Origin of the sequence: Pseudomonas azerbaijanoccidentalis (assembly GCF_019145495.1) — a bacterium.
Taxonomy (GTDB): domain Bacteria; phylum Pseudomonadota; class Gammaproteobacteria; order Pseudomonadales; family Pseudomonadaceae; genus Aquipseudomonas; species Aquipseudomonas azerbaijanoccidentalis.
The window spans coordinates 228,380-254,626 of sequence record NZ_JAHSTU010000003.1 but is presented as its reverse complement, the minus strand read 5'-3'; the positions used below and the strand labels follow the sequence as shown (position 1 = coordinate 254,626).

At 60.3% G+C, this 26,247-nt stretch carries 25 protein-coding genes and 1 riboswitch; of the genes, 7 read left to right on the top strand and 18 right to left on the bottom strand.

What is annotated here, in order from left to right; genetic code table 11:
- Positions 1-89: 89 nt before the first annotated feature.
- On the bottom strand, positions 90-1,241 hold the full coding sequence (locus KVG88_RS11915) for a TDT family transporter (RefSeq protein WP_217871430.1): 1,152 nt from the start codon (positions 1,239-1,241) through the stop codon (positions 90-92).
- Between the two features lie 174 nt (positions 1,242-1,415).
- The gene (locus tag KVG88_RS11910; RefSeq protein ID WP_217871429.1) at positions 1,416-2,612 is read right to left on the bottom strand and encodes an MFS transporter; all 1,197 of its coding nucleotides are present in this window, start codon (positions 2,610-2,612) and stop codon (positions 1,416-1,418) included.
- Between the two features lie 151 nt (positions 2,613-2,763).
- Between KVG88_RS11910 and KVG88_RS11905 the strand changes: the two genes are divergently transcribed.
- On the top strand, positions 2,764-3,300 hold the full coding sequence (locus KVG88_RS11905; RefSeq protein WP_217871428.1) for a TetR/AcrR family transcriptional regulator: 537 nt from the start codon (positions 2,764-2,766) through the stop codon (positions 3,298-3,300).
- Positions 3,301-3,437: 137 nt separating this feature from the next.
- Positions 3,438-6,908, top strand: a complete 3,471-nt coding sequence (locus KVG88_RS11900; RefSeq protein WP_217871426.1) for a hybrid sensor histidine kinase/response regulator — start codon at positions 3,438-3,440, stop codon at positions 6,906-6,908.
- A gap of 109 nt (positions 6,909-7,017) precedes the next feature.
- On the opposite strand, the gene KVG88_RS11895 is transcribed toward KVG88_RS11900, so the two are convergent.
- Together KVG88_RS11895 and KVG88_RS11890 are read right to left on the bottom strand one after the other, a co-directional pair.
- Positions 7,018-8,361, bottom strand: a complete 1,344-nt coding sequence (locus tag KVG88_RS11895; protein ID WP_217871827.1) for a DNA recombination protein RmuC — start codon at positions 8,359-8,361, stop codon at positions 7,018-7,020.
- A 196-nt stretch (positions 8,362-8,557) separates the two neighbouring features.
- Positions 8,558-8,881, bottom strand: coding sequence for an SEL1-like repeat protein (locus KVG88_RS11890; RefSeq protein WP_150702796.1), 324 nt, complete (start codon positions 8,879-8,881; stop codon positions 8,558-8,560).
- Positions 8,882-9,877: 996 nt separating this feature from the next.
- Between KVG88_RS11890 and KVG88_RS11885 the strand changes: the two genes are divergently transcribed.
- The 3 genes from KVG88_RS11885 (at position 9,878) to KVG88_RS11875 (ending at position 12,270) form a co-directional block, all read left to right on the top strand.
- A complete protein-coding gene (locus tag KVG88_RS11885; protein ID WP_003204606.1) occupies positions 9,878-10,102 on the top strand; it encodes a hypothetical protein in 225 nt (74 codons plus the stop codon).
- A gap of 275 nt (positions 10,103-10,377) precedes the next feature.
- Positions 10,378-10,860, top strand: coding sequence for a hypothetical protein (locus KVG88_RS11880; RefSeq protein ID WP_150702795.1), 483 nt, complete (start codon positions 10,378-10,380; stop codon positions 10,858-10,860).
- Between the two features lie 147 nt (positions 10,861-11,007).
- On the top strand, positions 11,008-12,270 hold the full coding sequence (locus KVG88_RS11875; protein ID WP_150702794.1) for an OmpP1/FadL family transporter: 1,263 nt from the start codon (positions 11,008-11,010) through the stop codon (positions 12,268-12,270).
- Between the two features lie 89 nt (positions 12,271-12,359).
- Here KVG88_RS11875 and KVG88_RS11870 read toward each other — a convergent pair whose 3' ends face one another.
- The 14 genes from KVG88_RS11870 to cobO form a co-directional block, all read right to left on the bottom strand.
- Positions 12,360-12,929: a glutathione peroxidase gene (locus tag KVG88_RS11870; RefSeq protein WP_150702793.1), complete on the bottom strand. Its 570-nt coding sequence runs from the start codon at positions 12,927-12,929 to the stop codon at positions 12,360-12,362.
- Between the two features lie 71 nt (positions 12,930-13,000).
- On the bottom strand, positions 13,001-13,123 hold the full coding sequence (locus KVG88_RS31190) for a hypothetical protein (RefSeq protein WP_264084097.1): 123 nt from the start codon (positions 13,121-13,123) through the stop codon (positions 13,001-13,003).
- On the bottom strand, positions 13,120-14,328 hold the full coding sequence (locus KVG88_RS11865) for an MFS transporter (RefSeq protein WP_150702792.1): 1,209 nt from the start codon (positions 14,326-14,328) through the stop codon (positions 13,120-13,122). Before KVG88_RS11865 ends, KVG88_RS31190 begins: the two co-directional genes overlap by 4 nt.
- Before the next feature lie 52 nt (positions 14,329-14,380).
- Positions 14,381-14,785, bottom strand: a complete 405-nt coding sequence (locus KVG88_RS11860) for a MarR family winged helix-turn-helix transcriptional regulator (RefSeq protein WP_034146381.1) — start codon at positions 14,783-14,785, stop codon at positions 14,381-14,383.
- Between the two features lie 93 nt (positions 14,786-14,878).
- Positions 14,879-15,610, bottom strand: coding sequence for an adenosylcobinamide-GDP ribazoletransferase (locus KVG88_RS11855; protein ID WP_217871424.1), 732 nt, complete (start codon positions 15,608-15,610; stop codon positions 14,879-14,881).
- A gap of 2 nt (positions 15,611-15,612) precedes the next feature.
- Positions 15,613-16,188, bottom strand: a complete 576-nt coding sequence (cobC, locus tag KVG88_RS11850; RefSeq protein WP_217871423.1) for an alpha-ribazole phosphatase family protein — start codon at positions 16,186-16,188, stop codon at positions 15,613-15,615.
- A complete protein-coding gene (gene cobT, locus KVG88_RS11845) occupies positions 16,185-17,240 on the bottom strand; it encodes a nicotinate-nucleotide--dimethylbenzimidazole phosphoribosyltransferase (protein ID WP_217871421.1) in 1,056 nt (351 codons plus the stop codon). Before cobT ends, cobC begins: the two co-directional genes overlap by 4 nt.
- Positions 17,237-17,758 carry a bifunctional adenosylcobinamide kinase/adenosylcobinamide-phosphate guanylyltransferase gene (cobU, locus tag KVG88_RS11840; protein ID WP_217871420.1) on the bottom strand — a complete coding sequence of 174 codons (522 nt, stop codon included), beginning with the start codon at positions 17,756-17,758 and terminating at the stop codon, positions 17,237-17,239. Before cobU ends, cobT begins: the two co-directional genes overlap by 4 nt.
- A 36-nt stretch (positions 17,759-17,794) precedes the next feature.
- Positions 17,795-19,246 carry a cobyric acid synthase gene (locus KVG88_RS11835; RefSeq protein ID WP_217871419.1) on the bottom strand — a complete coding sequence of 484 codons (1,452 nt, stop codon included), beginning with the start codon at positions 19,244-19,246 and terminating at the stop codon, positions 17,795-17,797.
- Positions 19,243-20,235, bottom strand: a complete 993-nt coding sequence (gene cobD, locus KVG88_RS11830) for a threonine-phosphate decarboxylase CobD (protein WP_217871416.1) — start codon at positions 20,233-20,235, stop codon at positions 19,243-19,245. Before cobD ends, KVG88_RS11835 begins: the two co-directional genes overlap by 4 nt.
- Complete coding sequence (gene cbiB / locus KVG88_RS11825; protein WP_150702785.1) at positions 20,228-21,136, bottom strand: adenosylcobinamide-phosphate synthase CbiB; 909 nt, start codon at positions 21,134-21,136, stop codon at positions 20,228-20,230. Before cbiB ends, cobD begins: the two co-directional genes overlap by 8 nt.
- Positions 21,133-21,783: a 5,6-dimethylbenzimidazole synthase gene (gene bluB, locus KVG88_RS11820; RefSeq protein WP_217871415.1), complete on the bottom strand. Its 651-nt coding sequence runs from the start codon at positions 21,781-21,783 to the stop codon at positions 21,133-21,135. Before bluB ends, cbiB begins: the two co-directional genes overlap by 4 nt.
- A complete protein-coding gene (locus tag KVG88_RS11815) occupies positions 21,780-23,180 on the bottom strand; it encodes a cobyrinic acid a,c-diamide synthase CobB (RefSeq protein ID WP_217871413.1) in 1,401 nt (466 codons plus the stop codon). Before KVG88_RS11815 ends, bluB begins: the two co-directional genes overlap by 4 nt.
- Entirely contained in the window at positions 23,177-23,788 is a 612-nt protein-coding gene (gene cobO / locus KVG88_RS11810; RefSeq protein ID WP_217871412.1) for a cob(I)yrinic acid a,c-diamide adenosyltransferase, read from the bottom strand. The genes KVG88_RS11815 and cobO overlap by 4 nt, the downstream gene beginning before the upstream one ends.
- 84 nt (positions 23,789-23,872) lie before the next feature.
- A riboswitch (cobalamin riboswitch) is annotated at positions 23,873-24,102 on the bottom strand.
- 148 nt (positions 24,103-24,250) lie between these two features.
- Here cobO and KVG88_RS11805 point away from each other — a divergent pair.
- Positions 24,251-24,835 carry a hypothetical protein gene (locus tag KVG88_RS11805; RefSeq protein ID WP_217871411.1) on the top strand — a complete coding sequence of 195 codons (585 nt, stop codon included), beginning with the start codon at positions 24,251-24,253 and terminating at the stop codon, positions 24,833-24,835.
- A gap of 68 nt (positions 24,836-24,903) precedes the next feature.
- A complete protein-coding gene (locus KVG88_RS11800) occupies positions 24,904-26,217 on the top strand; it encodes a PQQ-dependent sugar dehydrogenase (RefSeq protein ID WP_217871410.1) in 1,314 nt (437 codons plus the stop codon).
- Positions 26,218-26,247: the final 30 nt, after the last annotated feature.

The following is a 26,247-nucleotide window of genomic DNA, read 5'->3' as shown; positions in this document are numbered from 1 at the left end:
TGTCCCTGATGTTGGGTAAAGAGTGGCCGGGTTCTCTGATTGGAATGTCGAACGTCGATCCAGGCCACACATTACCTAAACTTTGCAGGTTATTTCTTTAATCCTGCAATGCAGGGCGAGACAAACAACTCACCCCGCCAGGCGCCCTGGACAGTGCGCTTGCCTACGATCAGCCACATCACCGCCAGCATCGCCACCAGCGCACAGCCAAACACATTGAAAAACGTCAGGTGCAGAGTGCTGGCCAGCTTCAGCGTTGCCAGAGAATAGACGCCCAACGGAAAGGTGAAGCCCCACCAGCCAAGATTGAAAGGAATGCCGGCGCGTAGATATCGAAGGGTGATCAGCACCGCCATCAGCATCCACCACAAGCCAAACCCCCACAGCGTGATGCCCGCGACCAGACCCAACCCGGCGGCAATCTCACCGACACCCGCCATACCGTTGGCGGCAAAGATTGCCGGCGCATCGGCGCCCAGCAGCAACATGCCCAGCGCGCCGGTCCCGATCGGCCCCAATGCCAGCCAACTGGAAGCCGCCATGTTTTCGTGGGGCAATTTGTGCAGGGCCATGCGCAACAGCAAAATCGTCAGAATGCTGAACGCCACCGGCAGTGAAAATGCCCACAGCACGTAGCTGGTCACCAGCACCACCAGTTGCGAATGGGCGTCGACCAGGTGCGGCGCCAGCAAGCCACCGCTGGCGGCTGCTACTTCTGCGGCCACCACTGGCAGCAACCAGACAGCCGTCATTTGGTCGATGCTGTGTTCCTGTCGGGTAAACATCAGGTAGGGAATCAGCACGCCACACGCCAGCGACATCGCCACGTCCAGCCACCACAAGCCGTGCGCCAGCGCGATCACGCCTTCGCCCCAGCGGGGCAAGCCGAACAGCAGAAAGCCGTTGATGATGGTCGCCAACCCCATCGGGATCGTGCCGAAAAACATCGAGACCGTAGAATGGCCAAAAATTCGCCGAGCTTCGTCGTAAAACAATGTCCAGCGCGCGGCGTACAGGGCCGTGAACATCAGAAACAGCGCAATATTGAACAGCCAAAGGCCTTGGGCGACAGTGTGCAGAACGGGATTGGCGCCGGGCAACTGTGCCAGTGCCAACGCCAAGACGCCGGTGCCCATGGTGGCGGCGAACCAGTTTGGGGTGAACTGGCGAATGACTTCCATGGGGTGCTGCAAATGGCTGAACGGTTTGAAACCGGGTTTGGCGATGGGGGTGCAAGTCATGATGAACTCCTGTCCTCTGGTGAGGTGGAGCCCATCATAGATCCGAATCGAATATCGATATAACGGGTAATATCTCTATATATTATCTGTTTTGTAGATGTTAATCGGTAGTGTCAACCCAGCCCTGCAATCTGATCTCTGACAACCAAAACGACGCCACTCAGGTGCTGTTTTTTATGGCTGCCCGGTAGCGCTGCAGACGCTGCCAGAGCGTCGGCGCATCAACGCGAACAAGGCGCTGAGGGATAAGATGATCAGCACAGCACCATAACCATCGGTGGTAGTGACCAGCCCAAAGGTGTGGGTGAGATTACCGGCCAGCAGCGACGGCAGGCAGAACGCCAGGTAACTGAGCACGTAATACGCCGACATCAGCCCGGCCCGTTCATGAGGCAAAGCCAGTGGCACCAGGCTGCGCACTGCACCAAGAAAGCCGGCGCCAAAGCCACACCCGGCGACGAGGGTGCCAAGGAAAAACAACGCCAGACTGGCGCTGTGCACACCCAGCAAAATCAGGATCAGGCCGATCGGCAGCAGGCTAGCCCCCAACTGCAACGATCGGGCGGCCGCTCGATTGCGCAGGGTGTAGATCATCAACGCGCCCGTCAGGGTCAGTGCGGCAACGGTCGCGCCGCCAATCAAGTTGGAGGTCGAGCCAGTTGCCGTGCGCACCAACGACGGTGCCAGGGAAGCGTAAAAACCACCGAGCGCCCATGTCGCGGTGTTGAGCGGCAACACCCGCCACAACGTCAACCGGGCCTGCACCGGCACATGCAATGTCGGCCTCAAGGAAGCCCATGCTCCGGGTTGGCGCGAGACGCTTTCCGGCAAGTGCCAGACGCACACCGCCTGCATCACAAATAATGCCAGCAGCAGCCAATACGTCAGATGCAGCGGCGCTGGCGCAAACTGCGCGAGCAGACCGCATCCCAATCCGCCCAACGCCATGCCGATCAACGGGGCCACACTGTTGATCAGAGGTCCCTGCTGGCGGTCGGTGTCCAGCAGCGTTGCGCTCAACACGGCAGTCGCCATGCCGGTAGCGAAGCCTTGCAGTACTCGGGCACTGATCAGCCAAGTGACGCTGTCGGCGTAGATGAACAACAGCATCGCCACGGCATTGAGTATTACCGCCACGAAAATCACCGGTTTACGGCCCAGGTGATCCGAGAGCGAACCGACCGTCAGCAGCGCTGCCAGCAGACTGAGGGCATACACGCCGAAAATCAGGGTCAGCACCGCCGCCGAGAATTGCAGTTGCTCCTGATACAGGTGATACAACGGTGTTGGCGCCGTAGACGCCGCCAGGAAACTGAGCAAAGTGATTGCCAGAAACCACAGGCTGGATCGGTTGGAATGAGTACTGGACATGCGCACGCTCCGCAAAAGCTAATTTTTTGCTTTTGCGGAGTGTGCTACCGGATTGCGCTTAAAGCAAATTCTTTGTGTTAAGGTCCGATGCAGTGTTTTTCAGAACCGAAGCTCTGGCGAAAAGACTCCGGCCCGAGACAGGAAACAAGCAATGACCGCTCCCACTTTACGCCCCGGAGGCCGCAGCGCCCGGGTGCAAGAATCGATTCACACCGCCGTGCGCGCACTCCTCGAAGAACAGGACCGCGCCAGCATCACCGTGCCGCAAATTGCTGCGCGCGCCGGGGTCACGCCCTCGACCATTTATCGACGCTGGGGAGACTTGTCGGTGTTGCTGGCGGACGTCGCCCTCGCCCGCATGCAGCCGGAAACAGAGTCGGTCAACACCGGCAGCCTGCCAGGCGATGTGCGTGCCTGGGCCGAACAATATCTGGACGAGATGAGTTCTGCCCCCGGCCGCAACATGTTGCGCGACGTGCAGTCGAGCCCCAAGCCGAGCTATTGCGCGACGATCATTGGCGGGCAATTGCAGGTGATCCTCGATCGCTACCCGGATCAACCGAACCCGGGTGTCGATCGCTTGATCAATATGGTCGCGGCGCCCATCGTGTTTCGCATTCTGTTTTCCGAGGCGCCGCTGGAGATTGAAGAGCTGCATCGGATGATCGAAATTGCTTTGAATCAGTGAGGCCCAATCCGTCAGCCCCTCCCCCTGCGACACCCCGCCACGCCACGACCTTGGTCGACACTGACTAACCCCTGCCATCGTGCGAGACTGTCTGTCCGGGCGGGAGGCCCGGGTGTCTTTGGTTGCCTGGAGTTCCCATGTCGCTGTCCAGCGGGCTGATCGCCGCCGTCGCCCTGGCCTATATGGCCGTCATGTTCGCCATCGCCTTTTACGGTGACCGTCGCAGCGCGCCGTTGCCGCCGCGAGTGCGTGCCTGGGTGTACAGCCTGTCGCTGGCGGTCTATTGCACCAGTTGGACGTTCTTTGGCGCCGTGGGCCAGGCGGCCGAACAGCTGTGGTCATTCCTGCCGATCTACCTTGGGCCGATCCTGCTGCTGATCGGGGCGCCGTGGGTCCTGCAAAAAATGGTGATGATCAGCAAGCAGGAGAACATCACTTCGATTGCCGACTTCATTGCCGCGCGCTATGGCAAATCCCAGTCGCTGGCGGTGGTGGTGGCGCTGATCTGCCTGGTCGGCGTACTGCCCTACATCGCATTGCAGCTCAAGGGCATCGTGCTCGGTGTGAACCTGCTGATCGGTGCCGGCGCCGATGCCATGGGCGTTCGCGCCCAAGACACCGCGCTGGTCGTTTCGCTGGTGCTGGCGTTGTTCACCATTGTCTTCGGTACGCGCAACCTCGACGCCACAGAACACCACCGCGGCATGGTGCTGGCGATTGCCTTTGAATCGCTGGTGAAACTGTTCGCGTTTCTGGCGGTTGGCGCCTACGTGACCTTCGGCCTGTACGACGGTTTCGATGACCTCTTCGATCAGGCCATGCTCGCGCCGCGCCTCGAAGAATACTGGAAAGAAACCATCAACTGGCCGTCGATGGTGGTGCAGACCGGCGTGGCGATGATGGCGATCATCTGCCTGCCGCGCCAATTTCATGTGACCGTCGTGGAAAACATCGACCCGCAGGATTTGCGCCTGGCCAAATGGGTGTTTCCAGCCTACCTCGCCCTGGCCGCATTGTTTGTCGTGCCGATCGCATTGGCCGGTCAAATGTTGCTACCGAGTTCGGTGCTGCCGGACTCCTTCGTCATCAGCCTGCCGCTGGCCCAGGCCCACCCTGCCCTGGCACTGTTGGCGTTCATCGGTGGCGCCTCGGCGGCCACCGGCATGGTGATTGTGGCCAGTGTGGCGCTGTCGACCATGGTCTCCAACGACATGCTGCTGCCGTGGCTGCTACGTCGCAACAACGCCGAGCGCCCGTTCGAAGTGTTCCGCCAGTGGATGCTCTCGGTCCGTCGCGTGAGCATCGTGGTCATTCTGCTGCTGGCCTACGTCAGCTATCGCTTGTTGGGCTCGACCGCCAGCCTGGCAACCATCGGCCAGATCGCTTTCGCCGCCGTCACGCAACTGGCACCGGCGATGCTCGGCGCGCTGTACTGGAAACAGGCCAACCGCCGTGGGGTGTTCGCCGGTCTCGCTGCCGGGACATTTCTATGGTTCTACACGCTGATTCTGCCAATCGCGGCCCACAGTCTCGGCATGTCCCTGAACAGTTTCCCGGGCCTGGCGTGGCTGCACAGTAATCCGCTGAACCTGCCGATCACCCCGCTGACCCAAGGTGTGGTGTTGTCCCTGGCGGGCAACTTCACGCTATTTGCCTGGGTCTCGGTGCTGTCGCGTACTCGGGTTTCGGAGCACTGGCAGGCCGGCCGTTTCATCGGCCAGGAAATCAGCGCCCGCCCCAGTGCGCGCTCAATGCTAGCGGTACAGATCGACGATTTGCTGCAATTGGCCGCCCGCTTTGTCGGCGAGGAACGCGCCCGCCAGAGCTTCATCCGCTTTGCCTACCGCCAGGGCAAAGGCTTCAACCCGAACCAGAACGCCGACGGCGAATGGATCGCCCACACCGAACGCCTGCTCGCCGGTGTACTGGGTGCCTCGTCGACGCGCGCGGTGGTGAAAGCGGCCATCGAAGGTCGGGAGATGCAGCTGGAAGACGTCGTGCGCATCGCCGACGAAGCTTCGGAAGTCCTGCAGTTCAACCGTGCGCTGCTGCAAGGGGCAATCGAAAACATTACCCAAGGCATCAGCGTGGTCGACCAGTCACTGAAACTCGTGGCCTGGAACCGGCGCTATCTGGAGCTTTTCAACTATCCCGACGGCTTGATCAGCGTTGGCAGACCGATCGCCGACATCATCCGCTACAACGCCGAGCGCGGGTTGTGCGGCCCCGGCGAAGCCGAAGTGCACGTCGCCCGGCGGCTGCACTGGATGCGTCAGGGCCGGGCGCATACGTCAGAGCGGCTGTTCCCTAACGGGCGGGTGATCGAACTGATCGGCAACCCGATGCCCGGCGGCGGTTTTGTCATGAGCTTCACCGACATTACCCCGTTCCGCGAAGCCGAGCAGGCATTGACCGAAGCCAACGAGAGCCTCGAACAGCGAGTGACGGAACGCACCCATGAACTGTCGCAACTCAACGTCGCCCTGACGGAAGCCAAGGGCACCGCCGAAGCAGCCAACCAGTCGAAAACCAGATTCCTCGCAGCGGTCAGCCATGACCTGATGCAACCGCTGAACGCCGCGCGACTGTTCTCCGCGGCCTTGACTCATCAGGACGACGGCTTGTCCGGCGAGGCGCAAAAACTGATCCAGCACCTTGATAGCTCGCTGCGTTCTGCCGAAGATCTGATCAGTGATCTGCTGGACATTTCCCGCCTGGAAAACGGCAAGATCAATCCCGATCCCAAGCCATTCGCCCTCAGTGAGTTGTTCGACACCCTCGGCGCCGAATTCAAGGCACTGGCCCGCGAGCAAGGGCTGCAATTCCGTGTCCGGGGCAGCAAGCTGCGCATCGACAGTGACATCAAACTGCTGCGCCGCATCCTGCAGAACTTCCTCACCAACGCCTTTCGCTACGGCAAAGGACCGGTGTTGCTCGGCGTTCGTCGACGCAAAGGCAAGCTATGCCTAGAAGTCTGGGACCGCGGACCGGGGATTCCGGCGGACAAGCAGCAGGTAATTTTCGAAGAATTCAAACGTCTCGACAGCCATCAGACCCGTGCGGAAAAAGGCCTTGGGCTGGGATTGGCGATTGCCGATGGTCTATGCCGGGTGCTGGGACATACCTTGATGGTACGTTCGTGGCCCGGGCGCGGCAGCGTGTTCAGCGTCAGAGTACCGCTGGCCCGGGCGCAAACGGCGCAGCCTGCCAAGGTTGCCGAACTTAATGGCAAGTTGCTCAGCGGCGCCCAGGTGCTGTGCGTCGACAACGAAGACAGCATTCTCATCGGCATGAACAGTTTGCTGACGCGTTGGGGCTGCCAGGTGTGGACCGCACGCAATCGCGAAGAGTGCATGACCCTGCTCAACGAGGGGGTGCGACCGCAATTGGCGTTGGTGGATTACCACCTGGACGACGGCGAAACCGGAACCGAATTGATGGCCTGGTTGCGCACTCGCCTGGGTGAGCCCGTGCCGGGGGTGGTGATCAGTGCCGATGGGCGACCGGAAACGATGGCCCAGGTGCATGCAGCGGGATTGGATTACCTGGCCAAACCGGTTAAGCCGGCGGCGTTGCGGGCGTTGTTGAGTCGGCATTTGCCGTTGTAGTGGAAGTCCTTGAGCTGGAGGTATCGGCGCAGAGATCGCAGCCTTCGGCAGCTCCTACGGGATTACCCGGTTTTTGTAGGAGTTGCCGCAGGCTGCGATCTTTTGATCCTTACTCCGGCAACTCGACCAGCCCATCCACATCGGTCATCGCCCGTTCCAGCAAATCTGCCGGCAGGCTCTTGCTGGCCCGGGCGCCCAGCAACTTGAGTTGTTCACTGCGGCTGACCAGATTGCCACGCCCTTCTGTCAGCTTGTTGCGTGCTGAGCTGTAGGCCTTGTCCAGTTGCTGCAAGCGATTGCCGACCTCGTCCAGATCCTGAATGAACAGCACAAACTTGTCGTACAGCCACCCGGCCCGCTCGGCGATTTCCCGAGCGTTCTGGCTTTGCCGTTCCTGTTTCCACAGGCTGTCAATCACCCGCAGCGTGGCGAGCAATGTGGTCGGGCTGACGATCACGATATTGCGATCGAACGCCTCCTGAAACAGCGTCGGCTCAGCCTGCAATGCGGCGGAAAATGCCGCTTCGATCGGCACGAACAGCAACACGAAATCCAGGCTGTGCAAACCGTCGAGCCGTTTGTAGTCCTTGCCGGACAGGCCTTTGACGTGATTACGCAGTGACAGCACATGTTGCTTGATGGCGATCTGCCTGATGCCTTCGTCTTCGGCCGCCACGTATTGCTGGTAAGCCGTGAGACTGACTTTGGAGTCGACCACCACCTGCTTGTCGCCGGGTAAATAAATGATCACGTCGGGTTGGAATCGCTCGCCGTCCGGCCCCTTGAGATTGACTTGGGTCTGATACTCGCGGCCCTTCTCCAGCCCGGCATGCTCAAGCACCCGCTCCAGAATCAACTCACCCCAGTTGCCTTGGGTTTTCTGCCCTTTCAAGGCACGGGTCAGGTTGGTGGCTTCGTCGCTCAGGCGCAGATTCAGCTGTTGCAGGCGTTCCAGTTCCTTGGCCAGGGAGAAACGCTCACGGGCTTCGGCCTGATAACTTTCCTCGACGCGTTTTTCGAACGATTGAATGCGTTCCTTCAGCGGATCGAGCAATTGCCCCAGACGCTGCTGGCTGGTCTCGGCAAAACGCTGCTCACGCTCATCGAAGATTTTCCCCGCCAGCTCTGCGAATTGCGCACGCAACTCATCTCGCGAGCCTTGCAGGTCATTGAGACGTTGTTGATGGCTTTCCTGCTGCTCGCGCAGTTCAGCCTTGAGCGAAGCTGCCTGGGCGTCCAGGCGTCGCAATTCGGCTTCTTTGCCGGAGCGCTCGATGTTCCAGGCGTGGGAAGCATCCCGGGCGTCATCGCGTTCGATCTGCAACAACTCGACTTCACGGCGCACAGCGGCCAATTCTGCCTGCCTGGCGGCGTTTGCCTGTCCCAGATCAGCCACTTCATCGCGACAGGTTTCAAGTTGCGCATTCAAGCCGTCCTGCGCCAGTTGGGCCATGGCCAGGCGCTCTTCCAGTAACGCGACGTCTGCTTGCGAGTTGCTCGCCCGACGCTGAAGTTGCCAGGCCAATACCAGCAACGGCAATGCCGCGCCTGCCAGACCAAGCAAAACGCTGGTCAAGTCCATAGCCATAGCCATTCCTGCCTTCGAATTAAAGTTTGAAGGTTAACCAAGGCGTCAGGTCTTGGACAGCTCAGTCTTCGATCAGGCCCAGTTCCTGTTGCGCGCGCAGATCACCTGCCCGTGCGGCCTGACGTAGCAGATCCTGGCCGATCCGGCGGTCTCGCGCATTCCCGCACTCACGGCACATCAATTGGCCTAGGCGGCTTTGCGCTGCCACCACACCTTCACGGGCGGGTTGCTTGAGCAAGCGGCCGGCGATGTGTTTGACGTTCGGGTTTTCCCCCAGACGCGGGCTGTCCAACAACCACTCTGCCACCCGCATCTTAAAACGCTTGGGCGCGGCAACCGGGGATGTTTTGGAGGAAGAGGAATCGGATGGTGTACGAAACTTCATAAAGCACTGTGGGCAGATCGGAAGGCGCGCCACTCTACTCTTTTTTTCTTACAGGTAAAGCCGAAAAATTCCCGGCACGCCCGTCCTAGAGCAAGCGCTCGGGACAATCCACAGAAGCTGTGGATAACTCAGTGGACAACCGTCCCTGAAGGGCCGCAAAGCCCTGTGGAATGGGGCCTCCAGTCAAACTGACGATTTTTTCACCAGTAAAAAAAAGCGATGTTTTTCATTGACTTAAATTTTGGTTACAGGCACCCACTGCGCTTGAAGACTCCATGACAGTGGTGTGACAGCTTGGGCAACTAATGTGCACAAGTAGCTCGCGGATGGTTATATCGATGCGCTTTTTCGGCGCATTTTGTCATCCAACCTGGGGATAAACCGTGCCAAACCCGCGGTCCAGCCCGGTTTTTACCCGCTGGATGGTCATGACCACCGGTCGGAATCCGGATCGTTTTGGAGCACTTGCGTGGCGCACGACGCACTGGGAACGGCCTTTTGCAGGCGCACAAGACGCCTTTGAACATTATTTTCGCTAGCACACTTCCCTTTGCCAATTCAATCCGTTAGTATCCGCGGCGTTAGTACCAAGCTGAAAGTCAATTCTGGTCGAACAAATCCCCCCGGATAGCCTTCCCAACGGAAGCCTCTGCCGATAAAAGCGGGATCGACCACCTCGATGGTTTCCAGGTAAATCTTGCGTCAACACAGCCTTTGAATCGAAAGCAAAGGGTGTTGCCAGGCTCACTTACTCTGACCGAACCAGCCTGCAAATTGATCAGGATCTTCACCCCGGGCCCAGAACCTTTGCCCTTGATGTGTTGCCTGCCCTCCTAAGTACCTACCTGCCAGCCCAAGCGCGCCAATTTATCAGCGCTTCAAACTGGCTGCTTTGTTCCAGTCAGGTTCTTCGCTCGACCAACGGTGGTCGTCGTCACTGGAACGTTTTAATTTTGCACGGCTCTTATCCGTGTCGCTTGTAGGAACACCATGACTATGTCTACTCAAATCCATGCACAGGATGCCATCCGCACCCTAACCAACGCTTTTGCACCAATGAACTGCCTGATCATGGCTGCTCGCAAAGGCTGCTTCAGCTTCACCCTGGTCAACGAGCACGGCATCGCACGACACAGCGAACGCCTGTACCCCGATCAGTACTCCAGCGCTGAACCGCTGCAGGCCGTGATCGAACGTACCCGTCAGGCACTGGTTGCCTGAGACGCCAGAAAGGCTGAAACACCAAAAGCCCCGCTCAATAGCGGGGCTTTTTGTTGCCTGGGATTTCAAATTGCCTTCACACCGGTTAAGTACCAACCGATATAACGGTTATAACTGGAAGCCGAAAATATTTTAAAAACAGGCCTTTACGCAGTGAATATGACACTACACTTCAACTCAAGCGGCTTGATCCGCTTCCGGCGAGCCTGAGTCGATCCATCGCTGCCAAGGCCCCCATCAGGCATCGCCGACCATTTCATGGATTCGAGGGTTTTATGGGTATCGCTGCCAGCGAACTGTGTCGTTATGTGATCCGTCCGACGCTGATCTACCTTGGACGCCATAGCGCAACTGCCGAATCCCTGCTGCTGGGCATCGCCGCCAGCCAGTCAGCCCTTGGTTCCGCCCTGCATGACCGCCGTGGACACGGCCTGTACCGGATCGCCGAGCCCCGCCACCAGGCACTTTGGGACCACTATCTGGCGCTCGATCCCGAACGCGCAAGCCTGGTCCGCGGCCTCGCCAGCCAGCATGCTTTTCTCAGTGGCCCGCACGTAGAACTGACCGTTAATCTGCGTTACGCCACAGCCATCGCCTGGCTGCTGGTCGAAGAACAGAACACCCCGCTCCCCGAAGCAGACGACCTGCTGGGAATGGCCCGAATCTGGCGCCAGACCTTCCAGCCCCAAGGACGCCTGAGAGACTTCACCTTCGCTTGGCAAACTTGTGTTTCACCGCTGAATCAGGTTGCCTGCTGATCAAATCTGGATCCAAAGATCGCACAACACGCTGCGAATCTGGTCGGATTGTCCTACAAAACCGCTCTAAATCAAGCGATACAGCCTATAGCGCTGGGACGAAAATGTTGGTAATTTTCGCCCCGGTGATCACCAGGAGTTCTAATAATGAAAAAAGTAATGCTCAAAACCACCATTAGCCTCGCCGTTGCCATGGCATCCACCCAGATCTTTGCAAGTGGCTTTGCCCTGAACGAACAAAGCATCAGCGGGATGGGTACTGGTTTTGCCGGGCGATCTTCTTCTGCCGACGACGCATCCACCGTTGTTGGGAACCCTGCCGGCATGTCTCGCATTAAACGCGAACAAGTCACCGGCGGTGTGGCATTTATTGACGCTCACACCGACATCAGCGATGCCAGCGCCCGCAATGGTGGCACCAACAAGGGTGACATGGTCCCCTTCATGGGCGTGCCGATGGGCTATTACGTAAAACCAATCGATGACCAATGGGCATTCGGTTTCGGCGTTTATGCACCATTCGGCCTCGTAACCGATTATGAAAACGGCTTTGCCGGCCGTTACTTCGGCAGCAAGAGCGAAGTCCAAATCATTACGCTCCAGCCAACCGTCAGCTACGCCTTCAACGACAAGGTGTCGATCGGTTTCGGCCCGACCATCAACCGTATCGACGGCAAGCTGGAATCGAACCTGTCGCTGAGCCCGAACCCGGCTGCACCGGACGGCGAAGTCAAAATCAAGGGTGACGACACTGCGCTTGGCTACAACATCGGTATTCTGGTTCAGGCCACCGACTCCACTCGCGTGGGCCTGACCTACCACTCGAAAGTGAAGTACAAGCTCGACGGTGATACCAAGCTTAGCTACAGCCCGCTCGGCCCACTGGGTCAACAGAAGTTTGATGCTTCGCTGGACATTACTACCCCTGAGTCCGTGGACTTTTCGGTCACTCATCAACTGGACGACCAGTGGACCCTCTACGCAGGCAGCACCTGGACTCGCTGGAGCCGCCTGAAAGAAATCTCCGTCGAGAATAGTGGTGTGCCCGCTCCTTTGAACCCAGCGTTCGGCACCATCACTGAAGAGCAGGACTGGCATGACACCTGGGCTCACGCCATCGGTGCTTCGTACCAGCTGAACAAGCAGTGGGTACTGCGTACCGGTCTGTCTGTTGACCAGTCGCCAACCAACAATGAAAACCGCTCCCCACGCATCCCGACTGGCGATCGCACGATTTTCAGCCTGGGCGCCGGCTGGAGTCCGACCGACGACCTGACCATCGACGTGGCGTACTCGTACCTGCGTGAAGAGTCGGTCAAAGTCAACAACAACAATGGCCGCCAGAACTACAGCGCCAAGTATGAAAACTGGGCGAACGGTTTCGGTATCGGTGCCACCTACCGCTTCTGATGATTCACGGCGAGCCTGAACCACTCGCCGGCTGTATCAAAAAAGCCCCGCTCTCTTGCACAGAGGCGGGGCTTTTTATTGGGCGTCGATCAGGGCGCGGAGGCCAATGGTGGTGAAGCCAGGGCCTTTTCCACTGCCGCGATGAATTCGGGATCATCAGGTTTGGTCAGGCTGGAGAAGCTGGCGATTACCTTGCCCTGACGATCGACCACGTATTTGTAGAAATTCCACTTCGGGGCGTTTTTCGACTGCTTGGCGAGCACCTTGAACAGGTTTGTGGCATCGTCACCGCGGACTTTCTGCGGCTCGGTCATGGTGAACGTCACGCCGTAGTTCACGTAGCAGACCTTGGCGGTCTCGGCACCGTCCTTGGACTCCTGCTTGAAGTCATTGGACGGCACGCCGATCACTTCCAGCCCCTGCCCCTTGTACCGCTGATTGAGCGCCTCAAGGCTTTTGAACTGCGGCGCGAAGCCACAGAAGCTCGCGGTATTGACCACCACCAGCGGCTTGCCGGCGAAGCGCTGGCACAGGTCGATGGATTCATTGGCGCGCAGCTTGGGCAGTGAACCCTGCAACAGCGCCGGGCACTCTGCCGCTTGAGCCAATCCGGTAAACGCTACCAGTAACGCGGGAACTGCCAGCCAGCGCATCAGCATATCGGTGCTTCCTTGAGTGAACGTGTGAGATCGAAGTTACTCGCCCTGGCGTCCCGCTAGCAAGCTTCCTGCTAACAAGCCCCCATGCCCAACTGCATCAACGCCAGTCCACCCTGATGCCAGCCCCACCAGGCCGCCGCGAGCAACACCGCGCAGACGGCAAGAACGGCGATGCGCGGCCAGAGGCTGCTCATGTCGCGCTCATCTGCGTTTGCAGGCGCGCGACCGGACGCTCACGCACCGGCCAGTTCAACGCAGCAGCCAAGAGGCTCAAGAGAATCGCTACCTGCCAAATCAAGTCATAGCTCCCGGTCCGGTCATACACCACCCCGCCCAACCAGCCGCCAAGGAACGAGCCGAGCTGGTGGAACAGGAAAACAATCCCACCGAGCATGGACAGGTTTCTAACACCGAACAAGGTCGCAACCGTACCGTTGGTCAACGGCACCGTCGACAACCACAGGAAGCCCATCGCCATGCCGAACAGGTACGCCGTGGTCGTTGTCACCGGTGCCCACAGGAACAGCCCGATCACCACCGCCCGCAACAGGTACAGACCGGTGAGCAAGCGCGGCTTGGACATGCGCCCGCCGAGCCAGCCGGCGGTGTAGGTGCCGAAGATGTTGAACAAGCCAATCAGCGCCAGCACCGTTGTACCGACGGTGGCAGGCAAATGCTGATCGACCAGGTAGGCCGGCAAATGCACGCCGATGAACACCACTTGAAAACCGCAAACAAAAAAACCGAAGGCCAGCAGCCAGAATCCCGAGTGAGAGCAAGCCTCGCGCAGTGCCTCAGAGAGGGTTTGTTCGTGGCCGAGCACCGGCAACGGCTTGTCTTTGAGCATGCTCACCAGCGGCACGATCAGCGCCACCAACAGCCCCAACGCCAATAGCGCCGCAGACCAGCCGAGCCAGCCAATCAACCCAAGCGTACCCGGCAGCATGGCGAACTGGCCGAACGAACCGGCAGCACTGGCGATGCCCATGCCCATGCTGCGTTTCTCCGCCGGGACAGCCCGACCAACCACGCCCAGAATCACCGAAAAAGACGTCCCCGACAGGCCGATGCCGATCAACAGGCCGGCACTCAATGACAACGTCATCGCCGAGTCCGACAAGCCCATGAACACCAGGCCCACGGCGTACAGGACGCCACCGATCAGCACCACTTTGGCTGCGCCGAAGCGGTCGGCCAACGCGCCGGTGAACGGCTGTGCCAGCCCCCAGATCAGGTTTTGCAAGGCGATGGCAAAGGCGAACACCTCACGCCCCCAGCCGAACTCAGCACTCATCGGCGCCAGGAACAGCCCAAAGCCATGTCGTACCCCCAGAGACAACGCAAGGATCAGCGCACTCCCCAGCAGAACCCAACCGCATGTACGCCACATCGATGTCATTCTTGTTCTCCGGTCGCGGGTATATACCCGCTTAAGATCGAACAAACCGGCATCAAGCCAGTTCGTCCAGCAACTTCAATAACGTTTCACGCTTTTCAGCGCCCAGGCGATCAACCAATCGCTGTTGCGCCGCTTCCCAGGCCGGCAGGGCAGCCTTCAGACGCTCGGCACCGGCTTCGGTCAGCCTGACGATGCGGTTGCGCATGTCCTCGCCCTCAACCAGCATCACCAGCCCTTCGCCTTCCAGCACGCGCAGATTGCGCCCCAGTGTGCTTCGGTCCAGCCCCATCGCCTCGGCGAGGGTGGAAATGCTGGGTTGATCCAGCCGCTGCAGATTGCACAGCAAAGAATACTGCGCAACGTTGATCCCGAAGCCATCGAGAGCGCCGTCGTAATGCCTGCTGACGCCACGGGCGGCGCGACGCAGGTTGATGCATAAACATTGGGAATCGAGCATGGTGCGTGTATATACCCGCGAGTGTGTTAAATCAAGTTTCCTGAGCTTCGGGGCCTGCTCGCGATAACGCCGGAACCGCCAGCGCAAAAACAATCAAACCAGTGCCAAGCCCACAAGCATCGCAACTTCCAGCAATTCGAGCAACGCCCCGGCCGTGTCGCCGGTCGTCCCGCCAAGACGCCGCAGCATCACCTGCCGCAGCCAGACAAACCCGGCAACCGCCACCACCAGCGCCACAACACCACCGACACCTGCAATCAAAACACACACCACGGCACTGATCGCCAACACCTGCTTGCCCGCTGAACGCGGAAGGTGATCAGCCAGCGCCTGCCCCAAACCACCGGCGCGCACATACGGCGTGGTCAGGAACAACCCCAGCAACGCACTGCGGCCGATCAAGGGAACGATGATCAGCATCAGTGCCTGTTGCTGTTCGATCAGTGCAACAAGAGCGACGAATTTCAGCAGCAACACCAGCACCAGCGTGACGACCGCGATCGGTCCGCTGCGTGGATCCTTCATGATCGTCAGCGTCCGCTCGCGATCACCAAAACCACCCAGCCACGCATCGGCGCTATCGGCCAGCCCATCCAGGTGCAGTGCACCGCTGAGCAAGACCCAACCCGTCAATAACAGTGCGGCATGCAGCAACAGAGGCGTCCCCAGCAACAGCCAGTTCAACCCCCACAAGATAATGCCAAACAACAACCCCACCAGCGGATAGCACAGCAGCGAGCGCCCCAGCTCCTGGGGTGCCGGCATGCCCGGCAGACGAACCGGCAGGCTGCTCAAGAACTGCAGGGCGATCCAGAACGGCAACATGTTCAGCTCACTTCCCTTAATAATCCGTCAGTGTCGACCGACAGCGAGAACAGCGCGCCATGGCCGACTTCGACGTTCAGCAGTTGCTCACGGGGCAATCCTCGGGCCTGCGCCAGCAACAAACGCATGACGCCACCATGGCTGATCAACAACACTCGCTCGCCTGTGTACGCCGACTGCAACCTCGCCACTGCGCCAAGCACCCGAGCGGAAAAATCGGTCACCGGCTCACCGTCAGGCGGGGTAAATGAATAGGGGTCGGCCCAGAACAAACCCAAGGCTTGTTCATCGGTTTCCATTAATTGGGCAGCGCTCTGCCCTTCCCATGCGCCGAAGTGCAGTTCTTGCAGATCTTTTTCCAGCGCCACCGGCAAACCCAATTGCCCACCGAGTTCTTCGGCGAACCGCGCACAACGCTGCAACGGCGAACTGATCAGACGGTCCCAAGGTCCCTGCTCAATCACTGCCGCACGCATCTGCGCCCAGCCTTTCTCGGTCAGCGCATCGTCGAGACTGCCGCGCAAGCCACCGCCCAGTTCGGTTTCACCGTGACGCAACAGATCCAGGCGCAATGTCATACCGGACGATCCGCTACCGCCGCTTCGGCAAAGGTCGCCATCTGGCCATGCAGATCACACGCCAGACGCAGCAACGGCAAAGCCAACGCGGCACCGCTGCCCTCGCCTAAACGCAGCCCGAGGTCGAGCAACGGTTCGGCGTTGAGGGTTTCCAGTACGTGGCGATGGCCCGGCTCGGCACCGCGATGGCCGAACAACAGCCACTGACGGCAATCGGCGTTCAAGCGCACCGCAACCAAAGCCGCGACGCTGCAAATGAAACCGTCCACCAGCACCGCGACACCTTCCTGCGCGCACGCGAGATAAGCACCCACCAGCGCCGCAATTTCAAAACCGCCAAGGTTGAACAGTGTACGCAAGGCATCGCCACGCTGATCGGCGTGCACGGCCAGCGCCTTTTCGATTACCTGAATCTTGTGGCTGACACCTGCTGCATTCAACCCGGTGCCCGGCCCGGTCATGTGCATCACCGGGCAATCCAGCAAGGCACACGCCAACGCGCTGGCGGCGGTGGTGTTGCCGATGCCCATCTCGCCACCGATAAACAACTGCGCGCCGGAAACGATCGCCCGCAACACACTGTCACGACCCGCCTGCAAAGCGAGTTCGCCTTGCGCCTGAGTCATCGCCGGGCCCTGAACGAAGTTCGCCGTGCCCGGGCCGATGTTCAGATGACGCACGCCCGGCAGGTTCAATGACGGTGTTACGGTGCCGAGATCGACCACTTCCAGGGAGGCGCCCAACTGCCGCGCCAACACGCTGATCGCGGCACCGCCGTTGACAAAGTTGTGCAACATTTGGCCGGTGACTTCTTGGGGAAACGCCGACACCCCTTCGGCGACCACGCCATGGTCACCGGCAAAAATTGCGATCCACAGATGATCCAGGCTTGGCTTGATCCGCCCTTGCAGCCCGGCCAGTTGCACCGCCACCGTCTCGAGTTGCCCCAGGGAACCGGCCGGTTTGGTCAGTTGCTGTTGCCGGGCTTGCGCCTGTTCGAGCGCGTGGGCATCGATGGGTTTGCACGGGGCCAGCCACCAGGATGGAGTCATAACGCAGGTCCTTTCAGAGTCAGGGGCAGGCCGGCAACGGTCAGGACGACTCGCTGACACCGCTCGGCCAGAGCTTGATGCAGCCAACCGGCTTCATCGACATAGCGGCGAGTCAATTCGCCCAGCGGCACGACACCCATTCCGGTCTCGTTGCTGACAAAAATGATTTCACCCGGCAGCGATGCCAGGCAATCGAGCAAGGCATCGCGTTCCGCGTTCAAGCGTCGGGCATCGTCGAGCATCAGCAGGTTGGTCAGCCACAACGTCAGGCAATCCACCAGCAGGCAATGATCGGCGTGGGCGTTTTCACGCAGGACGCGGGCCAGTTGCAGCGGTTCTTCAATGAGTGCCCATTCGGCCGGGCGACGGGCGCGGTGATGGGCGACCCGTGCGTTCATTTCACCATCCAGAGGCTGGCTGGTGGCGATGTAGGTGACCGACAGTTGACTGTCAGTCGCCAGTTTTTCGGCCAGGCGGCTTTTGCCGGAGCGGGCGCCGCCGAGGATTAGTTGGAGCATGGTTCAATCCTTAGAATCTTTGGTGAGACAGCCGGCTTAAATCCCACAGAGCTCACGCAACAACCCGGTATCCAGATGCTTCTCCACCAAATCCGCCAGCCGCTCGATATCGCGCTCGCGCAATCCGTGGTAATCCACATCCTGCACAGCCTGCAAACCCGCCCAGCGCAACACCGCGCTGCACGCCGCTGGTGATTCGAACAAGCCATGCAGGTAGGTCCCGAAAATCTGCCCATCACGGCTCTGCGCACCGTCGCAACGACCGTCATCGAGTTGCACCGCGGCGTTTTCCAGTGCCGGCCCGGTGGTCACGCCCGCATGGATTTCATAGCCGACGACTTCAGCATTCTCCAGCGCCAGACGTCCGCGCACATTGCGCAGTTGCTTGTCCTGCTCAAGCTGCGTTTCAAACGCCAGCAAGCTCAGACCGGCGCTGGAGCCTGGCGCACCTTCCAGGCCGAATGGGTCGTGTACCTGCTCGCCGAGCATTTGCAGGCCACCGCAAATGCCCAACACTTTTCCGCCATAGCGCAAATGTCGGGCGATCGCGGTTTCCCAGCCGTTGGCCCGCAGATACGCGAGGTCGCTGCGCACACTTTTCGAGCCGGGCAAAATGATCAGGTCGGCCGGCGGAATCACCTGACCGGGACCGATGAATTGCAAATCGACTTGCGGGTGCAGGCGCAGCGGATCGAAATCGGTGTGGTTGCTGATGCGCGGCAGCACCGGCACCACGACCTTCAAGACTTGCTCAGCCTTAGTGGTCTGGCGCTGGTCGATTCCGTCTTCGGCTTCCAGATGCAGGTCCATCACATAAGGCAGGACGCCGATCACCGGTTTGCCGGTGCGCTGTTCCAACCAGTCGAGACCGGGTTGCAACAAGGCGATGTCGCCACGAAAACGATTGATGATGAAGCCTTTGACCCGCGCCTGCTCGCTCGGCGACAGCAGTTCCAGTGTGCCCACCAGATGCGCGAAAACTCCACCACGATTGATGTCGGCAATCAGCACTACCGGGCAATCCACCGCTTCGGCGAAGCCCATGTTGGCGATGTCGCCGGCACGCAGATTGATCTCGGCCGGCGAGCCCGCACCCTCGACCATCACCACCGGATACGCCGCGCTCAACCGTTGGTGCGAGGCCAGTACCGCCTGCATCGCGATGGTTTTGTAATCGTGATACGCCACGGCGTTCATCGTGGTGACGGCACGACCGTGGATGATCACCTGAGCACCGGTGTCACTGTTGGGCTTGAGCAGCACCGGGTTCATGTCGGTGTGGGGTTCGAGATAGGCGGCCTGAGCCTGCACCGCTTGTGCGCGACCGATCTCGCCACCGTCGGCGGTTACCGCGCTGTTAAGCGCCATGTTCTGCGGCTTGAATGGCACCACGCTCACACCCTGACGCGTGACCCAGCGGCACAGCGCCGTCACCAGCGTACTTTTACCGGCATCGGAGGTGGTGCCCTGCACCATCAACGTGGTCATGGGTGTTCCTTGGCGAAAGCATCGAGTGCGGCTTCGAGACGCGCCCAATCGGCGTCGTCTGCCGGCAAGCCAAAACGCAGGCTACTGTTGTGGGTGAACAAGCGCAGCAGAATGCCGCGCCGAGCCATGAATTCGTGGAGTTCTTCGGCACGATCTGTAATCAGCCACTGGAACAAAGCACAGCCGCCCTGGGGCTTGAAGCCGTACTGTTCGAGCACCGCCGCCAGCCGCTCGCTGGCCTCATCGGTGCGTATTCGTTGCTGCGTTTGCCCTTCGGTATCGCGCAGGCACGCCTGGCCCAGTACCCGGGTCGGGCCACTGACGGCCCACGGTCCAACCTGCTCGGCGAGCAACTTGAGCAATTTGCGCTCGGCCAGCACGAAGCCCAAGCGCACCCCGGCCAGACCGAAAAACTTGCCGAACGATCGCAGCACGATCAGGCCGACCTGATGGGCAAACGGCGCCACGCTCAAGTGCGGCGTGTTGTCCATGAACGCTTCGTCCACCACCAGCCAGCCACCGCGCTGCGCCAATCGCGCATGCCAGTCCAGCAACCGCGCGGGCGCCAAGTTAAGGCCGGTCGGGTTGTTCGGATTGACCACCACCAGCACGTCGAGACTGTCGACAAAAAAGTCGACTTCCTGCTCCAGCACTTCACGCACGATGTACCCATTGCGACGCCAGGCCTCGGCATGTTCGGCATAACACGGCGACAGCACGCCCACCTTGCCGGCCCGGCGCAAGCGCGGCAGCAATTGGATGGCCATTTGCGAACCGGCCACCGGCAGCGCCTGTAAAGTGCCGTAATAATCGCAAGCAGCCTGCTCGAGGCCGTCATCGGTTTCCGGCAACCGCGCCCAGGCGCGCATCGGGATCTCCGGTACTGGAAATGGCCAAGGCGCTAGACCGCTGGACAGGTCCAGCCAATCGGCTTCCTCGATGCCGTATTCGAGCGCGGCCTTGCGCAAGCGTCCACCGTGCTCAAGCATAAAATTCAGCCCCCACGCAGAGAATCAGCAGCCACAACCATACCCCGCGCTGGACCAATTGCCAGCCCCGATCAATGGAGTCGGCATCTGCCGGCACTCCTTCGCCCAGTTGCGGACGTTCATGCAGTTCGCCGTGATAAATCGCCGGCCCGCCCAATTCGACACCCAATGCACCGGCGCCTGCGGCCATCACCGGACCCGCATTCGGACTGTCCCAGGTCGGGCCCTGGGTGCGCCAGCATTTCAGCGCCAGGCGGGTTTTGCCCAGCAGCGCGTAGGTCAACGCCACCAGTCGCGCAGGAATGTAATTGAGCACGTCGTCGATTTTCGCCGCCGCCCAGCCAAAGCGTTCGAAACGTTCGTTGCGATAGCCCCACATCGCATCCAGCGTGTTACTCAGACGGTAGAGCACCACGCCCGGCGCACCGGCCACGGCAAACCAGAACAAGGCGGCGAACACCGCATCACTGCCGTTTTCCAGTACCGACTCGGTGGCGGCACGGGCGACTTCGGTTTCATCCAGTTCACTGGTTTTACGGCTGACCAGATAACTCACGCGTTGACGGGCTTCTTCAAGGTCGCCGCCGCGCAGGGCTTTCGCCACCGGCTCGACATGTTCGCCCAGGCTGCGCATACCGAGGGCGCAATACAGCGCAAGAATCTCGACCACCCAGCCCACGTAAGGCGCCCAGGAAAATGCCGTGGCCAGCAACGTCAGCGGCAAAACGGCAATGACCCACGCGGTGACGCCATGGCTGCGCCAGCCACGCCCGCCACCGTTGAAACGTTGTTCGATGCGCTCGGCAAAACGGCCGAACGCCACCAGCGGATGCCAGCGTTTGGGTTCGCCCAGCAGCGCATCCAGCGCAACCGCGGCGACACTCAACAACGCCACACTCATTGATTCACTCCCCAATAATTCTCATACAACAATTCGCTCAGCGGACGCGCCTGCGCCCAGCCTTCGAGCACCAGCATCGGCGCCGGATAGAATTCCTTGACCGGTCCCAGGCACAGAATGGCCAGAGGCTTGGCGCCGGATGGCAGGCCCAGCAAATCCGCGAGGGCTTGCGGTTCGAACAATGACACCCAGCCCATGCCCAATCCTTCGGCACGGGACGCCAGCCAGAGGTTCTGGATCGCGCAGGACAACGACGCCAAATCCATTTCCGGCAAGGTGCGACGACCGAAGATATGCCGCTCGCGGTCATCCATCAGCGCCGCCACCAACACCTCGGCACAATCATTGATACCTTCGACCTTGAGCTGCATGAATTCGTCGGTGCGCTCGCCGAGGGCTTCGGCGGTGCGGATGCGTTCTTCTTCCACCAGCGCCTGGATCCTGCCGCGTAATTGGCGATCGCTAATGCGAATGAAACGCCAGGGCTGCATCAGGCCGACGCTCGGTGCCTGGTGCGAAGCTTCAAGCAGACGCCGAAGCAACTCGGGCTCGACCGTGCCGCCGCTGAAGTGGCGCATGTCGCGACGTTCGGCGATGGCGCGATAAATCGCTTCGCGTTCGGCTTCGCTGAAGGCGTTGTCAGTCATGTCCTCATCGCTGGCATGCCAGCTCCTACAGGGGATTGCATTTCTTCAGGTATCACACCGCTCACTGTAGGAGCTGGCTTGCCAGCGATAGCGGCCTCAAGGTCCGGCGCAAACAACGCGGCGATCGCCTGTGGATTGGACGGAAAATAAAAGTGCACATAAGAGGCAGTCATCCGCCCCTCACGATAAACCGCCTCCGCCCCCCGCCCGCCGTTAGGGCTCAAGCCACGGGCAATCGGCGTCAGTTCGGTGGTTGTCAGCGAGTGGTGATACGTGTGCCCACGCAGCGAACCTTCCGGCAGCTCGACCGCTTGCAAGGCCAGCGCGGCGAGGCGCTTTTGCATCACCGCGTCACCGTTGAGCAAACCGACCAGCTCGGCCCGAGTGCCTTCGACATCAGTCAACGAATCGAGCAGATAAAGCATGCCGCCACATTCGGCCAGCAACGGCTTGCCCGCCGAATGGTGCGCGCGGATGGCGTTCAACATCGAGGTGTTGTGCGCCAGCGCCACGTGATGCAATTCCGGATAGCCACCCGGCAGGTACAGGCTGTCCGCCTCGGGCAAAGCGCTGTCGCGGATCGGCGAGAAAAACCGTAACTCGGCACCCATCGCCCGCAGCAGATCGAGGCTCGCACCATAGGTGAAGGCAAATGCTTCATCCCTCGCCACGGCAATGCGCACGCCGACCAACAGCGGCTCGGCCGTCATCACGTCCGGCGCAGCGAACTCAACTGCTGGTGGCAGCGCTACCTCGCAACTGCTGGCCAAGGCATCGGCCGCCGCATCGAGACGCACATCGAGGTCGTTCAACTCGCTGGCCTGCACCAGCCCCAGGTGGCGACTCGGCAGCTCGATGCCGGTTTCCCGGGACAATGCCCCATACCAGCGCAAACCTTCGGTCAGGCTGCCTTCAAGCAATTGCGCGTGACGCAAGGTGCCAACGCGATTGGCCAGGACACCGGCAAACGGCAAGTCCGGCTGATAACGCGCCAACCCCAAGGCCAACGCGCCAAAAGTCTGGGCCATGGCGGTGCCGTCGATCACACCAAGCACCGGCACACCGAAGTGCCGCGCCAGATCAGCGCTGGACGGTGTGCCGTCAAAGAGCCCCATCACGCCTTCGATCAGAATCAGATCAGCTTCGCCCGCCGCTTCCCACAACAGGCGACGGCTTTCCTGCTCGCCGACCATCCACATGTCCAGTTGATAAACCGGCGCACCACTGGCGCGCTCGAGAATCATCGGGTCGAGAAAGTCCGGGCCGCATTTGAACACGCGCACCTTGCGCCCCTGATTGCGATGCAAACGGGCGAGCGCGGCGGTGACGGTGGTTTTGCCCTGACCGGAGGCCGGTGCGGCAATCAGGACCGCTGGGCAATGACGAGGCTGACTCACAGCTCAACGCCTTTTTGCGCTTTGATACCGGCCTGGAAGGCGTGTTTGATCATGCCCATTTCGGTCACGGTGTCGGCCAGTTCGATCATCTCCGGCTTCGCGCCGCGACCGGTCACCACCACGTGCTGCATCGGCGGACGCGCCTGCAAATCACTGAGCACCTGATCCAGATCGAGATAACCGTGCTTGAGGGCGATGTTCAATTCGTCCAGTACCACCAGGCCAATGGACGGGTCACGCAGCAGTTCTTGCGACACGGCCCAAGCCGCTTCGGCAGCGGCGATATCGCGCTGACGATCCTGGGTTTCCCAGGTGAAGCCCTCGCCCATCACATGAAAACGCACCTGCTCGGGAAAGCGTCGGAAGAACAATTCTTCCCCTGTGCTGTTACGCCCCTTGATGAACTGCACCACGCCGCACTGCATGCCGTGGCCCAGGGAACGCGCGAGCATGCCGAACGCCGAGCTGCTCTTGCCTTTGCCGTTGCCGGTCAGCATCAGCAACAGGCCACATTCGTTGGGCGAGTTGGCAATACGCTCGTCGATCACGGCTTTTTTGCGCAGCATGCGCGCCAGATGACGTTCGTCACGATCAGGGGTATCAGTCATGGGGGAGCTCTCCGTTGAGGCAGGAAATAACGGCGGGCAGGCACAAGAATAGACGGCAAGAAGCCTGGCATCGCCCACCGTGATGCCGCTTGGATGGATCAGGCCGGTCTCCGGGCTCACGAGCGGCTTGCGCCTGACTGCGCGCCTTCCCATGTCAGTCGACACAGTGGCTCAAGGCGCAGTCTTTCACTCGTTTACCGTTGCGGGGGCAGCGTCGGGATTGCACGCCTTCAGCATTGAAGGGCTCGCTCACCGACTTCCCTGTTTCACTCTGTCGACCCAAGCCACAGAGCACCTGAAACAAGCCGCGAAGGTTAGAGGGTTGGGGGTGGAGCGTCAATTGAAGACAGGGCGCAGAGATGAATAACTGCCGCCGAGCAAGAATCTGACGCCAATCTTGTGCCACACTCCCAGCAGTGATATCAAAGAGCCATAACACAAACAATAACAAGGGTGGGCATCATGCAAGGCTTGATCATCAGCAACCCGAAGCTGGAATTCCTGCGGCCGGTGCTGGAGCGCTGGTTTGACTGTATCGATCGCTATAACGCCGTGCGCGGCGACAACGAAACGCCCTACTGGCTCGATGAAAAAGCCAACCTTGGACTTCTCTCCTCCGCGGCCTGGATGGCCGAGCTGATCACCCTCCAGCAATCACCCACCCGCAAACAGATTGAGGAAGGCGAGCGCAACGCCCGCGCTGACCTGTTCATCGCCACCACTGAAACCCGCGCCTGGCTTCAGGCCAGCCAGCGCTGGCCGCGCGTCAACAACCTCAATCTGACCCAGGCGCTGCAGGACATCACCGGTGACGCCAAACGCATCAGCTACGCCAGTGACCTGAAGCTTGGCTGCCTGTTTGTGGCACCCCATAAAACCCAGCATGGTGCCACCCCCGAAGAGCTCCAGGACATGGTCGATGACCTGCAAAAGGAACACACCTGCGCCGTGGCCTGGTATTTCCCTTACGCCTACCGCAAGTTGCACAACGAAGCGGGCCAGTATCATCCGGGTATCGCCGTGCTGTTCAAGGAGGCTCGCGGCTGAAGGGTTGAACCATCCAGCCTTCCGGCTTCTCTATGATTAAATCAAGGCATTCATAGGGAAGATCAGCAATGCGCAAGCCTCAGCTCGTTCTCGTTATCGCGCTCGCCGGAGGGCTCGCCGCTTGCGGTGAAACCTCCAGCCTGCAAGTTTCCGACGGCACCGGCCCGTCCCCCAAGTTGCCCGAACCTAATAAAACCCTGTTCCCGACGATGAACATCGCCCCCGCCATCGGCTGGCCGGACGGCGCGAAACCGGTGGCAGCCAGTGGCACCCGAGTCGCCGCGTTTGCCGAGGGCCTTGATCATCCGCGCTGGCTGTACGTGTTGCCCAATGGCGACGTGCTGGTTGCCGAAACCAACGCGCCCCCCAAACCCGATGACAACAAAGGCATCAAGGGCTGGATCACCAAGAAAGTCATGGGCCGCGCCGGGGCAGGCGTACCGAGCCCGAACCGCATCACGTTGCTGCGCGACACCAACCACGACGGCATCGCCGAGACCCGCACGGTATTTCTGGAAAACCTCAATTCGCCCTTCGGCATGACCCTGGTCGGCAATGATCTGTACGTGGCCGACACGGATCGCTTGCTGCGCTTTCACTATGAAAACGGCGACACGGCGATCAAGTCGCAGCCGATCAAAGTGGTCGACTTGCCGGGTGGCACCTTGAATCACCACTGGACCAAAAATGTCATCGCCAGCCAGGACGGCAGCAAGCTGTACGTCACCGTCGGCTCCAACAGCAATGTCGGCGAAAACGGCATGGACCAGGAACAAGGACGCGCAGCGATCTGGGAAGTGGATCGCGCCACCGGCAACCACCGGATCTTCGCCTCCGGCCTGCGCAATCCCAACGGCATGGCCTGGGAGCCGCAAAGCGGTGCGCTATGGACGGCGGTTAACGAGCGCGATGAAATCGGCAGCGATCTGGTGCCCGACTACATCACCTCCGTGAAGGACGGCGGATTTTATGGCTGGCCGTTCAGCTATTACGGCCAGCACGTCGATGTGCGCGTCGAACCACAAAACCCCGACCTGGTGGCCAAGGCAATTGCGCCAGATTACGCCGTCGGCCCGCACACCGCGTCGCTGGGCCTGACGTTCGCCGAAGGCAACAAGTTGCCGTCGCAGTTCAAGGAAGGCGCCTTTATCGGCCAACACGGCTCCTGGAACCGCAAACCGCACAGCGGCTACAAAGTGATCTTCGTACCGTTCAGCGCCGGCAAGCCAACGGGGCAACCGATAGACGTGCTCTCAGGTTTTCTCAATGACGAGGAAAAAGCCATGGGCCGGCCGGTGGGTGTGGTGATTGATCAGCAGGGAGATTTGCTGGTGGCCGATGACGTTGGGAACAAAGTGTGGCGGGTCTCCGCAACCCAATAACCCCGCCACCGTGAGAGCGCTCACGATGGC

What these genes read in the sequence shown, in the direction of transcription:
- KVG88_RS11915 (WP_217871430.1), bottom strand. Translation starts at nt 1,241, where the DNA reads ATGACTTGCACCCCCATCGCCAAACCCGGTTTCAAACCGTTCAGCCAT.
- KVG88_RS11910 (WP_217871429.1), bottom strand. Translation starts at nt 2,612, where the DNA reads ATGTCCAGTACTCATTCCAACCGATCCAGCCTGTGGTTTCTGGCAATC.
- KVG88_RS11905 (WP_217871428.1), top strand. Translation starts at nt 2,764, where the DNA reads ATGACCGCTCCCACTTTACGCCCCGGAGGCCGCAGCGCCCGGGTGCAA.
- KVG88_RS11900 (WP_217871426.1), top strand. Translation starts at nt 3,438, where the DNA reads ATGTCGCTGTCCAGCGGGCTGATCGCCGCCGTCGCCCTGGCCTATATG.
- KVG88_RS11895 (WP_217871827.1), bottom strand. Translation starts at nt 8,361, where the DNA reads ATGGCCCAACTGGCGCAGGACGGCTTGAATGCGCAACTTGAAACCTGT.
- KVG88_RS11890 (WP_150702796.1), bottom strand. Translation starts at nt 8,881, where the DNA reads ATGAAGTTTCGTACACCATCCGATTCCTCTTCCTCCAAAACATCCCCG.
- KVG88_RS11885 (WP_003204606.1), top strand. Translation starts at nt 9,878, where the DNA reads ATGTCTACTCAAATCCATGCACAGGATGCCATCCGCACCCTAACCAAC.
- KVG88_RS11880 (WP_150702795.1), top strand. Translation starts at nt 10,378, where the DNA reads ATGGGTATCGCTGCCAGCGAACTGTGTCGTTATGTGATCCGTCCGACG.
- KVG88_RS11875 (WP_150702794.1), top strand. Translation starts at nt 11,008, where the DNA reads ATGAAAAAAGTAATGCTCAAAACCACCATTAGCCTCGCCGTTGCCATG.
- KVG88_RS11870 (WP_150702793.1), bottom strand. Translation starts at nt 12,929, where the DNA reads ATGCTGATGCGCTGGCTGGCAGTTCCCGCGTTACTGGTAGCGTTTACC.
- KVG88_RS31190 (WP_264084097.1), bottom strand. Translation starts at nt 13,123, where the DNA reads ATGAGCAGCCTCTGGCCGCGCATCGCCGTTCTTGCCGTCTGCGCGGTG.
- KVG88_RS11865 (WP_150702792.1), bottom strand. Translation starts at nt 14,328, where the DNA reads ATGACATCGATGTGGCGTACATGCGGTTGGGTTCTGCTGGGGAGTGCG.
- KVG88_RS11860 (WP_034146381.1), bottom strand. Translation starts at nt 14,785, where the DNA reads ATGCTCGATTCCCAATGTTTATGCATCAACCTGCGTCGCGCCGCCCGT.
- KVG88_RS11855 (WP_217871424.1), bottom strand. Translation starts at nt 15,610, where the DNA reads ATGTTGCCGTTCTGGATCGCCCTGCAGTTCTTGAGCAGCCTGCCGGTT.
- cobC (WP_217871423.1), bottom strand. Translation starts at nt 16,188, where the DNA reads ATGACATTGCGCCTGGATCTGTTGCGTCACGGTGAAACCGAACTGGGC.
- cobT (WP_217871421.1), bottom strand. Translation starts at nt 17,240, where the DNA reads ATGACTCCATCCTGGTGGCTGGCCCCGTGCAAACCCATCGATGCCCAC.
- cobU (WP_217871420.1), bottom strand. Translation starts at nt 17,758, where the DNA reads ATGCTCCAACTAATCCTCGGCGGCGCCCGCTCCGGCAAAAGCCGCCTG.
- KVG88_RS11835 (WP_217871419.1), bottom strand. Translation starts at nt 19,246, where the DNA reads ATGACCACGTTGATGGTGCAGGGCACCACCTCCGATGCCGGTAAAAGT.
- cobD (WP_217871416.1), bottom strand. Translation starts at nt 20,235, where the DNA reads ATGCTTGAGCACGGTGGACGCTTGCGCAAGGCCGCGCTCGAATACGGC.
- cbiB (WP_150702785.1), bottom strand. Translation starts at nt 21,136, where the DNA reads ATGAGTGTGGCGTTGTTGAGTGTCGCCGCGGTTGCGCTGGATGCGCTG.
- bluB (WP_217871415.1), bottom strand. Translation starts at nt 21,783, where the DNA reads ATGACTGACAACGCCTTCAGCGAAGCCGAACGCGAAGCGATTTATCGC.
- cobO (WP_217871412.1), bottom strand. Translation starts at nt 23,788, where the DNA reads ATGACTGATACCCCTGATCGTGACGAACGTCATCTGGCGCGCATGCTG.
- KVG88_RS11805 (WP_217871411.1), top strand. Translation starts at nt 24,251, where the DNA reads ATGCAAGGCTTGATCATCAGCAACCCGAAGCTGGAATTCCTGCGGCCG.
- KVG88_RS11800 (WP_217871410.1), top strand. Translation starts at nt 24,904, where the DNA reads ATGCGCAAGCCTCAGCTCGTTCTCGTTATCGCGCTCGCCGGAGGGCTC.